The sequence below is a fragment of the Leclercia pneumoniae genome, from assembly GCF_017348915.1.
GTDB lineage: Bacteria > Pseudomonadota > Gammaproteobacteria > Enterobacterales > Enterobacteriaceae > Enterobacter > Enterobacter pneumoniae.
In genome coordinates, this window is record NZ_CP071383.1 from 3,663,717 (window position 1) to 3,676,669 (window position 12,953).

The following is a 12,953-nucleotide window of genomic DNA, read 5'->3' on the forward strand; positions in this document are numbered from 1 at the left end:
CTCCAGAAAGATTCACAATTTGCGCGCGATAATATCACACTTGTTTTGTTACGCACGGTTCCACCAGCCACTTCTGCCAGCTGGCCCGCACAAGCTCTCGCTCTGCCGCGAAGCACTCTGGAGCCACATGGCCAGGCTGCTCTTGCAATGCCAGATGGTGCAACTCATCACGTAGCGTGGTGTAAGCCCGGGTTAACGCCAGCGACTCCGCTTCATCCATGATGTCGTTTTGCGCCAGCAGTTCCAGAATGCGTACGTTATCCGACCAGCGGGTCAGCTTTGGTTTCAGGTGCGCGTGACGCAGTACCAGATATTGCGTAATAAACTCAATATCGGTGATCCCGCCCTCATCGGCCTTGATATCGAAGCGATCCCGGTGCTTATTGCCAAGATGCGAACGCATCTTGTCGCGCATTTCACGCACTTCAGTTTGTAGGGTCTCGCCCTCGCGCGGGGTGGTAAGCACATCCCGACGAATGGTGTCGAATTGCGCGGTTAACTGCGGATCGCCATACACCACCCGGGCGCGCACCAGCGCCTGATGCTCCCACGTCCAGGCTTCGTTTTGCTGATAGTCGGCAAAGGATTCGGTCGAGGTGACCAACATGCCCGCCGCGCCAGAGGGACGCAGTCGCGCATCCACCTCATAGAGGATCCCTGATGAGGTGCGGGTGCTAAAGAGGTGCATGATGCGCTGAGCCAGCCGCAAATAGAACTGCCGCCCGTCGATTTCCCGCTCGCCGTCGGTCATCACGTCCACCGGGCAGTCGTGCAGGAAGATCAGATCCAGATCGGAGCTGTATCCCAGCTCCCAGCCACCCAGCTTGCCGTACCCCACTACCGCAAAACCGCGGCCTTCCCGATCGGCCAGGTGCTTCGGCTGCCCATAGCGCGCCACCATTTGCACCCATGCCTGCTGTACCACCGCATCAATAATCGCTTCCGCCAGCCAGGTTAAATGGTCACTCACTTTCATGACCGGCAGCGTTTCAGCGATATCAGCAGCCGAGACGCGCAACATCTGCGCCTGCTTGAACTGGCGCAGCGCCTCAAGCTGCTGCTCTTCGTCCTCTTCCGGTACGCGCAGCAGATATTGGCGCAGCTCGTCGCGATAGGCGTCCGTCGCCGTCGGCTGGTAAAGGGTATTGGGATCAAGCAGCTCATCCAGCAACAACGGATAACGCGCCAGCTTATTGGCCACCATGGGCGAGGCGGCACAGAGGGTGATCAGGTGCTTAAGCGCGCCGGGAAATTCGCTTAGCAGCTCCAGATAAGTGGTACGGGTGATAATGCCCGTTAGCAGCGGCGTCAAACGCGAAAGGGGGATCGGGGCATCCGCGCGGGGGCAGACTTCACTCAGCAGATGCGGCATAAGATGATCCAGCACCTGGCGCCCGCGAGGGCCGATGGCGCGCCTGTTCATCTCCAGGCGGAAATCGGCAATCAGCGCCACGACCCGGTGACGATCTTCATCGCTCAGGTGCGCCAGTACCGGGGTGGTGTCGTCCTCTTCCAGCGCATCCTGCCACAGCTCGCGCCAGTGCTCAGAGAGTTCATCCTCTTGTGATTCGCTTTCGTCATCGCCAATCAGTTCATTAAAGATATGCCTCACCGCGGCCATGTGCCGATCGAGCTGGTCGGTAAGGCTTTGCCAGTCATCCATCCGCATGCCCCAGGCGAGGCGTGCGCGATTGAGATCGTCGCCCGGCAGAGTCTGCGTCTGCTCGTCGTTGATACTTTGCAGCAGATTCTCAAGCCGACGTAAAAAGAGGTAGGCCTCACGCAGCGTCTGCGCATCCCCTTCCGGCAGCAAATTCAGCTGCGCAATCGCCGCCAGGGTGGGCAGCAGAGAGCGGGATTGCAGCGACGGCTCGCGCCCACCGCGAATCAACTGGAAGACCTGAACAATAAATTCGATTTCCCGGATACCGCCCGCGCCGAGCTTGATGTTATCCCGCAGTCCACGACGCCGCACTTCCCGGGCTATCATCCCTTTCATGTTTCGCAGCGACTGAATTACGCTGAAGTCGATATAACGACGGAAGACAAACGGGCGCAGCATGGCGCGTAACTCACCAGCGTAGACATCGTCGTTATCGCCCATGATCCGCGCTTTTACCATCGCGTAGCGTTCCCAGTCGCGCCCCTGCTCCTGGTAATAATCTTCCAGCGCGGCATAGCTCAGCACCAGCGGGCCGCTGTCGCCAAAGGGGCGCAAACGCATATCCACCCGATAGACAAAGCCGTCCTGAGTCGGCTGATCCAGCGCTTTGATAAGCCGCTGACCCAGACGCGTGAAAAATTGAGCGTTATCCAGCTCGCGGCGCCCCCCACGGGTCGCCCCTTTCTCCGGCCAGGCAAAGATCAGATCAATATCCGAAGAGAAGTTCAGCTCGCCGCCGCCCAGCTTCCCCATCCCCAGAATCATCAAGGGCTGCGGGATGCCTTCGTCATTACAGGGGGTTCCCCACTCTTTGCAGCACGCCTCGTACAGCCAGTCGCGGGCGGCGACGATTAAGGTCTCCGCCAGGGCACTCAGCTGCTGTAACGTGCTCTCTTCGCTCACCAGTGACAGCGCCTGCGCCCAGGCGATGCGCACCATCACCTGACGGCGGAACTGACGCAGCACGCGCATCAGCGCAGCCTCGTCGGTCACCTCTACCAGCGCAGCGTGCAGCCAGGCGGCATACTCCCGCCACTCTTCCGCCTGGGGTGGCGAGGTTTCAAGTTCCACCAGCCAGTCGGGATGCGCAGAAATACTCTCCTGCACAAAATCGCTAAAGGTCAGCACCTGCTGCGCCTGCTCACTCAGGGAGGAGGCGGGTAACGACGCCGGCAGACGTTCACACACCGTCTGCCACTGCTGCTGTAACTGGGAGAAAAGCGGCATGATTGGGGTTCCTTGCCTGCGTTAACGTTTTCCGCTGTGCAGCCAGAATGGCTCCTGCGAAATGGACTCATTACGGAAATGTTCAATCTCAATACGCTGACGAGTCTTAATGGCATGCTGCAACCCCTGCCAGTTCTCCAGCCAGGCATGGGCGACGGGGCCATCATAGGCGCCAGCCAGCAGCAATATGCTGTCGATATCACGCGCCAGTCGGATCAGCTGATCGCCATACTGGTCACCCAGCGGCTGGGCGAACGCCGCTTTCAGTTCCGCCGCGTGACGGGAAAGGTGAATATCAGCAAAGCGTTTAAATGAGTCGTCAATTTTGGCCTGCGCTTTGGCATCCAGGAAATTGCGCCAGCCATGGGTCACCAGAAACTCGGTCAACGCCAGTTTAGCCGTGGCGTTTTGCGCGCTGTACGCGGCCGTCTGGGCAGAGACCTCGGTTGCCATCAGGGTCTCGGTCTGGGTAAGCAGATCACGTAAACGAGCACTTGCTTTACGCGGAACGATACCGCCAAACAGCGCCAGGGTATGGCGCACCAGGCTTATTGCCGCCAGCACGTCTGCTTTGGCGTCTTTCACGCCGCGTACCCACAGCTCTTCATGGTACTGCCACTGGCTGAGGGCCAGTTCCAGTGCCGCTTCAAAGCCCTTCTCCACGGAGGATTTGGCCGGAACCTTCAAAATTGGCGTCGGTTTGCGGGTGCGTGGGGCATTACCTGCCGCCAGGTGATAACCGCGCGCGGCTTTGCTCAGGCTTCCCTGACGCAGACCCGGCTGGCTTACCAGCTTGCGCGCCAGTTTCAGCACATCTTCGGCATCGCCTTCCAGCAGCTCCAGCTCCAGCTCGCAAAGGGGTTCCTGCAGTTCACCGGCCTTCACTTCCCCGAGGTCGAGGGCAATCTCAATGCGGCTGTTGCCTTCATTCACAAGCCACTTCTCGCGCATGAAATTGGTGCTGAACAGGGGGCTCACCTCGGCGGCAAGCGTGGCGGGTAATCCCCCTTCCGGCCAGACCTCAGCCGGGAAGCGATCCAGCGCCAGTTCAGGCTTTTCAATGTTGATGTTGTATTCAGGACGTTGATGCAAACCGCCCACCACGCGACCGGCGATTTTCATCGTCATCTCATAGCGCCCGCTGGCACCACGGATGCGCAGGCCCATATCGTGGCGGCGCAGCCAGTTATCCGGCGTTTCGTAATAGATGTTAAGTAACTCCACCGGCTGATGATGTTCAGCGGTCAACTGGTGAAGGCGGGTACGCAGCGCATCAACGCTGTCATTTTCGACGATAAATTTTAATTCGATTTCCTGAGCCATGGCCTCGATCTTCTGGTTGCGTCACAGCGGGGTAAATTACAGCGAACTTACTCATCACTTTTTTGTCAGTAGATAGTATTTTGCGCCAGATTGCCACGCAATGAGCAATTTGACGGGCGTAAAGGTTAGACGCAGTGCGTTACGGTACACAGATGATTCTGAATGCTGACGAATCTTTTGCGTGGAAGCATCGTAACCTCTACTATCGTTCCACTTTTTATGTAAATAACGACTAATGATGCTTAAATTACGCCTGATTGGACTCACTTTCCTCGCTTTCAGCGCCGCCACTGCGGTGCACGCGGAAGAGAAACGCTACGTTTCTGATGAACTCAACACCTGGGTACGCAGCGGCCCGGGCGACCATTATCGTCTCGTGGGCACCGTCAATGCCGGCGAGGAAGTCTCTCTGTTACAGACCAATGCGGATACCAACTACGGCCAGGTGCGCGACAGCAGCGGCCGTACGGCGTGGATCCCGTTGAAAGAGCTTAGCACTAACCCCAGCCTGCGTACCCGTGTACCGGATCTGGAAAATCAGGTTAAGACCCTGACCGATAAGCTAAATAATATCGATACCACCTGGAACCAGCGCACCGCCGAGATGCAGCAGAAGGTCTCGCAGAGCGATAGCGTGATTAATGGCCTGAAAGAAGAGAACCAGAAGCTCAAGAACGAGCTGATCGTCGCGCAGAAGAAGGTCAACGCCGCGAACCTGCAGCTTGACGACAAACAGCGCACCATCATCATGCAGTGGTTTATGTATGGCGGCGGCGTGCTGGGCGTAGGCCTGCTGTTGGGTCTGGTGCTGCCTCACCTGATACCGAGCCGTAAGCGTAAAGATCGCTGGATGAACTAAATCGTCTTCTCTGCCACACTAACGTATTATTTTGTGAAAAATGGATGCGGGAGTGTAAGGCGTGAAGATTTATCTGGTCGGTGGTGCGGTTCGCGATGCGTTGTTAGGTCTGCCGGTCAAAGATAAAGACTGGGTGGTGGTGGGCGCCACCCCCCAGCAGATGCTTGACGCGGGCTACCAGCAGGTAGGCCGCGATTTTCCCGTATTCCTTCATCCCCACTCTCACGAAGAGTATGCCCTGGCGCGTACGGAGCGAAAATCTGGCTCCGGCTATACCGGGTTTACCTGCTATGCCGCACCGGACGTCACCCTGGAGCAAGATCTGCTTCGCCGCGATCTCACTATCAATGCCCTCGCGCGTAATGATGACGGCACCATCGTGGATGCTTACGGCGGCCAGGAGGATTTGAAAAACCGCCTGCTGCGCCATGTCTCCCCTGCGTTTTCAGAAGACCCGCTGCGCGTTCTGCGCGTCGCGCGCTTTGCCGCACGCTACGCCCACCTCAGCTTCCGCATTGCCGACGAGACCATGGCCTTAATGACGGCCATGACCGCCGCAGGCGAGCTGGAGCATTTGACGGCGGAGCGCGTCTGGAAAGAGACGGAAAATGCGCTCTCTACCCGCAACCCGCAGGTCTTTTTCCAGGTGCTGCGCGATTGCGGCGCCCTGAAGGTGCTCTTCCCGGAAATTGACGCCCTCTTTGGGGTGCCTGCGCCAGCGAAGTGGCACCCGGAAATCGATACCGGCATCCATACCCTGATGACCCTAAGCATGGCGGCGATGCTGAGCCCGACGGTGGATGTGCGCTTTGCCACGCTCTGTCACGACCTGGGAAAAGGACTCACGCCAAAAGCGTTGTGGCCACGGCATCACGGCCATGGTCCGGCGGGCGTGAAGCTGGTCTCCGGGCTCTGCCAGCGTCTGCGCGTACCGAACGAACTGCGCGATTTAGCGAAGCTGGTCGCCGAATTCCATGACCTGATCCACACCTTCCCGATCCTGAAACCGGCCACCATCGTGAAGCTTTTCGACAGCATCGACGCCTGGCGCAAGCCCGTACGCGTGGAGCAGATCGCCCTTACCAGCGAAGCGGACGTACGTGGACGCACCGGGTTTGAGGCCAACGACTACCCGCAGGGTCGGTTACTCCGTGAAGCCTGGGATGTGGCGAAAGCGGTGCCGACCAAAGCGGTCGTGGAGGCAGGATTTAAGGGCGCAGAAATTCGCGAAGAGTTAACGAAAAGGCGTATTCAGGCAGTGTCAGAATGGAAGGAAAAGCGTTGCCCTCAGCCAAAAGAGTGAGGGCAACCGGTCATCAGAAGAAGACCACGTACACCGCTGCCGCGACGATAAAGCGGTAGATGGCGAACGGAATAAAGGAGATGCGCTTGATGAGCTGGAGGAAGGTTTTGATCGCCACCAGCGCCACGAGGAACGCCGTCACGAAGCCGACGGCAAACATCGGGATGTCGCCCACCGTCAGGAAGTGGAAGCTCTTATAGAGATCCAGCGCGGTGGCACCCATCATCATCGGCACCGCCAGCAGGAACGAGAACTCCGATGCCGCATAGCGGCTCACGCCCATCAGCATACCGCCGGAAATGGTCGCCCCGGAGCGGGAGAAGCCCGGCCACAATGCCAGACACTGGAAGCAGCCAATCATAAACGCCTGGCGGTAAGTCATATCATCCAGACCCGGCGCGCGCGGCTCTTTTGGCTTCAGCAGTTCTGCCGCAATCAGCAGCACGCCACCCACCACCAGCGCGTACATCACGTTAATGGGGTTGAAGAGCGATTTGATGGTGTCGTGGAAAATCAGGCCCAGCACCACGGCGGGCGCCATACCAAGCAGAATATGAATCAATGTGAGACGACCTTTGCCCTCGCCTTCATGCTGCGGTGGGCGGCCAAAATGAATGCCAATCAGGCCGAACAGACGGCGCCAGAACATCACCACCACGGCGAGAATGGAACCCAACTGAATAACCACTTCGAAGGTTTTTGCCGTTTCGCCCTCAAAGCCCAGCAGGTGACCCACGATAATCATGTGTCCGGTACTGGAAACCGGCAAAAACTCCGTCAATCCTTCGACCACACCCAGTATTGCCGCTATCAACAGCGAGTGCATATCGCTCATCAAATAAACCCCTAAAAATTATAGTAAAAACGGCCTACCCTACGGGCAGCCGCGAAAGCTACAGCTTTAAGACCGGTTTAACCGGAAATGGTTTAGTAATTATGAAGTTAATTATCGCCTTTAAGATTTTGGCTACGCTCGATCACCACGCCAACGTTGGCAGCACGCGCCACGGCGCCCGGTTTGCTGAGTTTGATGCGCACCCAGGGGGAGTTAAAGCGGCTTAACAACAGGCTCGCCACCTCTTCCGCCACGCGCTCGACCAGCGCAAAACGTTGCCCTTCAACATGGTTTACCACCGCCTCGCTGATATCGGCATAACTTAAGCAGTCATTCACGTCATCGCTTTTCGCTGCGGCACGGTTATCCCAGCCCATTTCGATATCGAACACCAGCTTCTGTTCGATGGTCTGTTCCCAGTCGTAAACACCAATAGTGGTGATTACCGAAAGTTGCTCTATAAATACAATATCCATCACGACCTGCCTGCTTTTTGACTTAACCAGATACCACTCCCGGCGAATTATGCGTATTATCCACAGATGCTGAGTACAAAACGACATTTTCAAAACGGAACAGCGTTATGAGTGCAATCGCGCCTGGAATGATCCTCCTCGCCTACCTTTGCGGCTCAATTTCCAGCGCCATTCTGGTCTGCCGTCTTGCCGGGCTTCCCGATCCACGTGAGAGTGGCTCCGGAAATCCGGGGGCGACCAATGTACTACGAATTGGCGGCAAAGGAGCAGCCGTAGCGGTGTTGATTTTCGACGTCCTGAAAGGCATGTTGCCCGTCTGGGGCGCATACGCATTGGGCGTGACGCCGTTCTGGCTGGGACTGATTGCTATTGCCGCCTGTCTGGGCCATATCTGGCCTGTCTTCTTCGGTTTTCAAGGCGGCAAAGGCGTGGCCACCGCCTTCGGGGCGATTGCCCCTATCGGCTGGGATCTCACCGGCGTCATGGCGGGCACCTGGCTGCTGAGCGTATTGCTGAGCGGTTACTCTTCACTGGGTGCGATTGTCAGCGCGCTGATTGCGCCCTTCTACGTCTGGTGGTTTAAACCCCAGTTTACCTTCCCGGTTTCGATGCTCTCCTGCCTTATCCTGCTACGCCATCACGATAATATTCAGCGCTTGTGGCGTCGTCAGGAGACCAAAATCTGGACCAAATTCAAACGAAAAAAGAGAGAGTCTGAGTAATTTCTCTCTCCTCTTTTTGCCCGGCGACGCGCTGCGTAAACGGGCCTGGCGGGCCACGCTCTCTTCAGGTTATGTCTTATAACCAAATGTGATATTTATCACTTTCTGCCTGTGGTAACTCTAAGAGACACACCACAACGACACAAAAAGAAAAATGGCAGACATTTCAGATACAACTCCGCTTTCAACGGCAGGACATGCCCCGGATGGTGACATCAGGTGGGTTCGTAGCGCGGCAGACGTTTCACGTCTGGTCAACGCGGGATCACAAGGCAGAGCTAACGCCCGTATCGTGGTCGGCATCGCACTGGGTGGCATTTTCCTCGATGCGTACGATCTGGGTGCGCTGGCGTTTGGCATCAAAGATATCACCCGCGAATTCAATCTCACTCCGGCCGGTACCGGGATGGTGGCATCGGCCATTACCTTTGGCGCCATTGTCGGGGCGCTCCTCGGGGGTTATCTCACTGATAAAATCGGGCGCTACCGCGTCTTTATGGCCGACATGGTCTTCTTTGTGGTCGCAGCCATCGCCTGCGCCCTCGCCCCCAATGAATACGTGCTGGCAGGGGCCCGCTTTGTGATGGGCCTGGGGGTGGGGATCGATCTCCCCGTCGCGATGGCGTTTCTCAGCGAGTTCGCCAGGCTTAAAGGTCCGGGCAACAAAGCGTCCAGCGTGGCGATGTGGTGCCCTACCTGGTACGCCGCAATCAGTATTTCGTATCTGCTGGTGCTCTTTTTCTATGCCGTACTGCCCGAAAGCCATAGCGACTGGCTCTGGCGCTTAATCCTCGGCTTTGGCGCGGTGCCTGCGCTGGTAATTATTGCGATTCGTAGCCGCTATATGAGCGAATCCCCGGTCTGGGCGGCGAACCAGGGCAAGCTGAAGGAGGCCGCGTCTATCCTGCGGCAGTCTTATAACATTAATGCCCATGTGCCACAGGAGGTGCTTAACCAGCCGGCCCCGGTGGTGAACAAGGCCAAATGGTCAAACTACCTGAACCTGTTCCGCGGTCGCTATTTACGGCGTACCACCCTGGCGACGCTGCTCTCCGTGGTCTCCTCTTTTGCCTACAACGCCGTCGCCTTCGGTCTGCCGGTGATCATCTCCAGCTTCTTTGTGCAGTCGATGCTAACAACGATTCTGATCTCGCTGGCGCTCAACCTGCTGTTTGCCTTTGTGGGCGGGCTGCTGGCGGTACGTTATGTGCCGCGCTTCGGCGCATGGCGGATGTCGCTGGCGGGCTACGCTTGCCAGCTTGTCGCCTTGCTCGGACTGGCGTTGATTGGTCGACCGGATGGTGCCGCTGAAGGGGTGACAGCCGTGGCGATGCTGGCGCTGTTCCTGTTCGGCCAGGGGTTTGGCCCCGGCGCGCATACCATGACCTTTGCCTCGCTGAGCTATCCGACCTCACTGCGCGGCGTGGGTGTTGGGCTCAATCAGACTCTGATGCGCAGCAGTTCGACGTTATCCCTGTTTATGTTCCCGCTGCTGGTGGCCTCGCTGGATACCGCCGTCTTCTGGGTGATTGCCCTGGCGCCATTCATTGGTCTGGCGTCGCTGCTGGCGATCCGCTGGGAGCCCTCCGGGTACGATGTGGACGCCGAAGATTACCGCTAAGGATAAGGCACTGGCGGGGGCGCAACGTCCCCGCCATCACGGGCTATAAATCCTCCAGCAGATTTCTGGCGAGCTGTCTCAACGTCGCCAACTCCTCATCGTTCATACGCATGCTACAGCGCATCTGGTCCGGCAAGCCCATAATTTGCGCTTTCAGCGCATCCGCTTTTTCGGTTAGCACGACGTTTTTCATTCGTTCATCTCCCACCACCGCAACGCGTTTCAAAAAGCCTTTCGCTTCAAGCTTTTGTACCAGCGGGGTCAGGGTACCCGAATCAAACAACGTCTTTTCACTGAGGTCACGCAGCGGAATATTATCCTGCTCAAAGAGGGCCATCAGCACCACGAACTGCGGATAGGTGAGATCCAGTTCGTTGAGTAAGGGCCGGTACTGGCGGATCAGGGCGTTGGTTACCGAGTACAACGAAAAACAGAGCAAGCCATCTAACGTTTTGTTTTCTTTCATTTTTAACTCCCATCACACAAATCTTTCTAAAAAAAGTATAAATAATGTTTGACTAAAAGTATCTTGTGCGCAAGTATTACAGCACAAACTAAATAGCGCACTACCTAGTTAGTGACAAACAACCTTAACGACACATACAGAGGCTTCACCATGAAAACATTGTCCGCAATCCTGGTTTCTTCCGTCTTCGCATCCGCTGCGGCCTCCGCGCAGCCTGTTAATACACCGGCCCCCACTGCTGGTGTGCAGGCGTTTCTGAACGTCCTGAATAGCGGTAACGGTAAGCCGATGGAGCAAATGACCCCGCAGGAAGCACGCCAGGTACTGATTGGCGCCCAGCAGGGGGCAAAACTGCCACCGGCGCAGGTTTCGCAGAAAACCATCCAGGCCAACGGGCAGGCGATCAAATTGACCATCGTTAAGCCTGAAGGTGTGACCGGCACGCTGCCGGTGTTTATGTTCTTCCATGGTGGCGGCTGGGTACTGGGTGATTACCCAACCCACGAACGTTTGATCCGCGATCTGATGCGGGCATCCGGCGCGGCTGCGGTCTATGTGGATTACACCCCGTCACCAGAGGCGCACTTCCCGGTGGCCATCAATCAGGCCTATGAAGCGACAAAATGGGTAGCAGAGCACGGTCAGGAAATTGGTGTGGATGGCAGCCGTCTGGGTCTGGTCGGTAATAGCGTGGGTGGCAACATGGTGGCCTCCGTGGCGCTGCAGGCAAAACAGTTTAAAGGGCCGAAAATCCGCTATAACGTAATGCTGTGGCCGGTTACCGATGCAAACTTCGATACCGCCTCTTATAACCAGTTTGAGAACGGCTATTTCCTGTCAAAAAACATGATGAAATGGTTCTGGGATAACTACACCACGAACGCGGCTGACCGTAATTCGATTCTCGCCTCGCCGCTGCGTGCCAGCACTGAACAGCTGAAAGGCTTCCCGCAAACCCTGATTCAGACCGCGGAGCTGGATGTGCTGCGCGACGAGGGTGAAGCGTTTGGCCGTAAACTCGATGCCGCAGGCGTGCCGGTTACCGTTACCCGCTACAACGGTATGATCCATGACTATGGCCTGCTGAATCCGCTGAGCGAAGAGCCAACGGTGAAAGTTGCCTTGCAGCAGGCGGGCGCAGCGCTGCATGAACATCTGAAATAAGCCATAACACGCGTTTGAGAGCACGGCCCCGGCCGTGCTTTTTCTTTTTCATCCCCCGCTATCCATAAGCGACTCATATGACAGGGTTCATTTGCGCCAGGGCATACTGACCTGGAACCCGACGACGAGCAGATGGACGAACCATGTTAGCAACCCAGGTGGCTGATAATACGTATAAAGGCTGGCGCGCCTCGCTGGCTTTAGCGTTTCGTCATACGTCGGAAAAGACCCTCCTCCACTCTGCCCGTCACGTTGGTCCCCTTACCGTTCAGCGCCCCTTTTATCCGGAAGACAACACCTGCCATCTCTACCTGCTTCACCCCCCTGGCGGGATTGTCGGAGGCGATGAACTGGATATTTCTATTCGACTGGACGCCAACAGCCATGCGCTGATCACCATGCCGGGCGCCAGTAAGTTCTACCGCAGCAGCGGGCCGCAGGCGCGGCTGGCTCAGCACTTCTGGCTGGACGAAAACGCCACGCTTGAGTGGCTACCCCAGGACACGATTTTCTTCCCCGGCGCCAACGCCGCGCTGCGCTCGGTATTCCATCTGCATGCCACCAGCACGCTGCTGGCGTGGGAGCTTTACTGCCTGGGCCGCCCGGTCATTGATGAAACCTTTAGCCACGGCACGCTCGAGAGTCGACTGGAAGTGTGGCGCGATGGCGAACCGCTGTTAATTGAACGCCAGCACCTGGCCGACGGCGACCTCTCGCCGGTGGCGGGCCATCCGTGGCTCGGCACGCTGCTTTTCTATCCGGCAAATGAGAGCCACCTGGAGGAAACGCGAAGCCTGCTGGCAGAGCTGAACCATTTTGCCGGCGCCACCCTCACGGATGGTCTGCTGTCGGTGCGTTTTCTCTCGCACGATAACCTGGTTTGCCAGCGGGTGATGCGCGATATCTGGCAGCATCTGCGCCCGCACTTAACCGCCAAAGCGCCCCATTCACCCCGGATCTGGCAGACCTGAGAGAGCCCGTATGGAACTGACCCCCAGAGAAAAAGACAAACTGTTGTTATTCACCGCCGCGCTTGTGGCAGAGCGCCGTCTCGCCCGCGGAGTCAAACTCAACTATCCGGAATCGGTCGCGCTGATTAGCGCCTTCATTATGGAAGGCGCGCGCGACGGGCAGACCGTGGCGGAGCTGATGGAGGCCGGACGTCATGTCCTCACCCGCTCGCAGGTGATGGAAGGGGTACCGGAGATGATCCCGGATATTCAGGTGGAGGCGACCTTCCCGGACGGCTCCAAGCTGGTCACCGTTCACAACCCCATCGTCTAAGGAGCGCGCA

Annotated in this window: 12 protein-coding genes; 7 read left to right on the forward strand and 5 right to left on the reverse strand. The window is 57.4% G+C overall.

Features of this window, described 5'->3' with window-relative positions:
* Positions 1-34: 34 nt before the first annotated feature.
* Together glnE and JZ655_RS17760 are read right to left on the reverse strand one after the other, a co-directional pair.
* Positions 35-2,893, reverse strand: a complete 2,859-nt coding sequence (gene glnE, locus JZ655_RS17755; RefSeq protein ID WP_207293876.1) for a bifunctional [glutamate--ammonia ligase]-adenylyl-L-tyrosine phosphorylase/[glutamate--ammonia-ligase] adenylyltransferase — start codon at positions 2,891-2,893, stop codon at positions 35-37.
* A gap of 18 nt (positions 2,894-2,911) precedes the next feature.
* Positions 2,912-4,213, reverse strand: coding sequence for a CYTH domain-containing protein (locus tag JZ655_RS17760; RefSeq protein ID WP_207292420.1), 1,302 nt, complete (start codon positions 4,211-4,213; stop codon positions 2,912-2,914).
* Between the two features lie 238 nt (positions 4,214-4,451).
* Between JZ655_RS17760 and JZ655_RS17765 the strand changes: the two genes are divergently transcribed.
* Both JZ655_RS17765 and JZ655_RS17770 read left to right on the forward strand, forming a co-directional pair.
* Positions 4,452-5,072 carry a TIGR04211 family SH3 domain-containing protein gene (locus JZ655_RS17765; protein WP_046885842.1) on the forward strand — a complete coding sequence of 207 codons (621 nt, stop codon included), beginning with the start codon at positions 4,452-4,454 and terminating at the stop codon, positions 5,070-5,072.
* 61 nt (positions 5,073-5,133) lie between these two features.
* Positions 5,134-6,375 (forward strand): multifunctional CCA addition/repair protein, encoded by a 1,242-nt coding sequence (locus tag JZ655_RS17770; RefSeq protein WP_207292421.1) that lies wholly within the window; start codon positions 5,134-5,136, stop codon positions 6,373-6,375.
* A 13-nt stretch (positions 6,376-6,388) separates the two neighbouring features.
* On the opposite strand, the gene bacA is transcribed toward JZ655_RS17770, so the two are convergent.
* Positions 6,389-7,210 carry an undecaprenyl-diphosphate phosphatase gene (gene bacA / locus JZ655_RS17775; RefSeq protein WP_046885840.1) on the reverse strand — a complete coding sequence of 274 codons (822 nt, stop codon included), beginning with the start codon at positions 7,208-7,210 and terminating at the stop codon, positions 6,389-6,391.
* 107 nt (positions 7,211-7,317) lie between these two features.
* Entirely contained in the window at positions 7,318-7,686 is a 369-nt protein-coding gene (gene folB, locus JZ655_RS17780) for a bifunctional dihydroneopterin aldolase/7,8-dihydroneopterin epimerase (protein WP_040073976.1), read from the reverse strand.
* A 107-nt stretch (positions 7,687-7,793) separates the two neighbouring features.
* On the opposite strand from folB, the gene plsY reads away from it, so the two are divergent.
* Both plsY and JZ655_RS17790 read left to right on the forward strand, forming a co-directional pair.
* On the forward strand, positions 7,794-8,408 hold the full coding sequence (gene plsY / locus JZ655_RS17785; RefSeq protein WP_207292422.1) for a glycerol-3-phosphate 1-O-acyltransferase PlsY: 615 nt from the start codon (positions 7,794-7,796) through the stop codon (positions 8,406-8,408).
* A gap of 154 nt (positions 8,409-8,562) precedes the next feature.
* Positions 8,563-10,029 carry an MFS transporter gene (locus JZ655_RS17790; protein WP_040073974.1) on the forward strand — a complete coding sequence of 489 codons (1,467 nt, stop codon included), beginning with the start codon at positions 8,563-8,565 and terminating at the stop codon, positions 10,027-10,029.
* Between the two features lie 43 nt (positions 10,030-10,072).
* On the opposite strand, the gene JZ655_RS17795 is transcribed toward JZ655_RS17790, so the two are convergent.
* Positions 10,073-10,495 carry a MarR family winged helix-turn-helix transcriptional regulator gene (locus JZ655_RS17795; protein ID WP_046885838.1) on the reverse strand — a complete coding sequence of 141 codons (423 nt, stop codon included), beginning with the start codon at positions 10,493-10,495 and terminating at the stop codon, positions 10,073-10,075.
* A gap of 150 nt (positions 10,496-10,645) precedes the next feature.
* On the opposite strand from JZ655_RS17795, the gene JZ655_RS17800 reads away from it, so the two are divergent.
* The 3 genes from JZ655_RS17800 (at position 10,646) to JZ655_RS17810 (ending at position 12,943) form a co-directional block, all read left to right on the forward strand.
* Positions 10,646-11,659 carry an alpha/beta hydrolase gene (locus JZ655_RS17800; protein WP_207292423.1) on the forward strand — a complete coding sequence of 338 codons (1,014 nt, stop codon included), beginning with the start codon at positions 10,646-10,648 and terminating at the stop codon, positions 11,657-11,659.
* Positions 11,660-11,802: 143 nt separating this feature from the next.
* The gene (locus JZ655_RS17805) at positions 11,803-12,630 is read left to right on the forward strand and encodes an urease accessory protein UreD (protein ID WP_207292424.1); all 828 of its coding nucleotides are present in this window, start codon (positions 11,803-11,805) and stop codon (positions 12,628-12,630) included.
* A gap of 10 nt (positions 12,631-12,640) precedes the next feature.
* Positions 12,641-12,943, forward strand: a complete 303-nt coding sequence (locus JZ655_RS17810; protein WP_040073970.1) for an urease subunit gamma — start codon at positions 12,641-12,643, stop codon at positions 12,941-12,943.
* Positions 12,944-12,953: the final 10 nt, after the last annotated feature.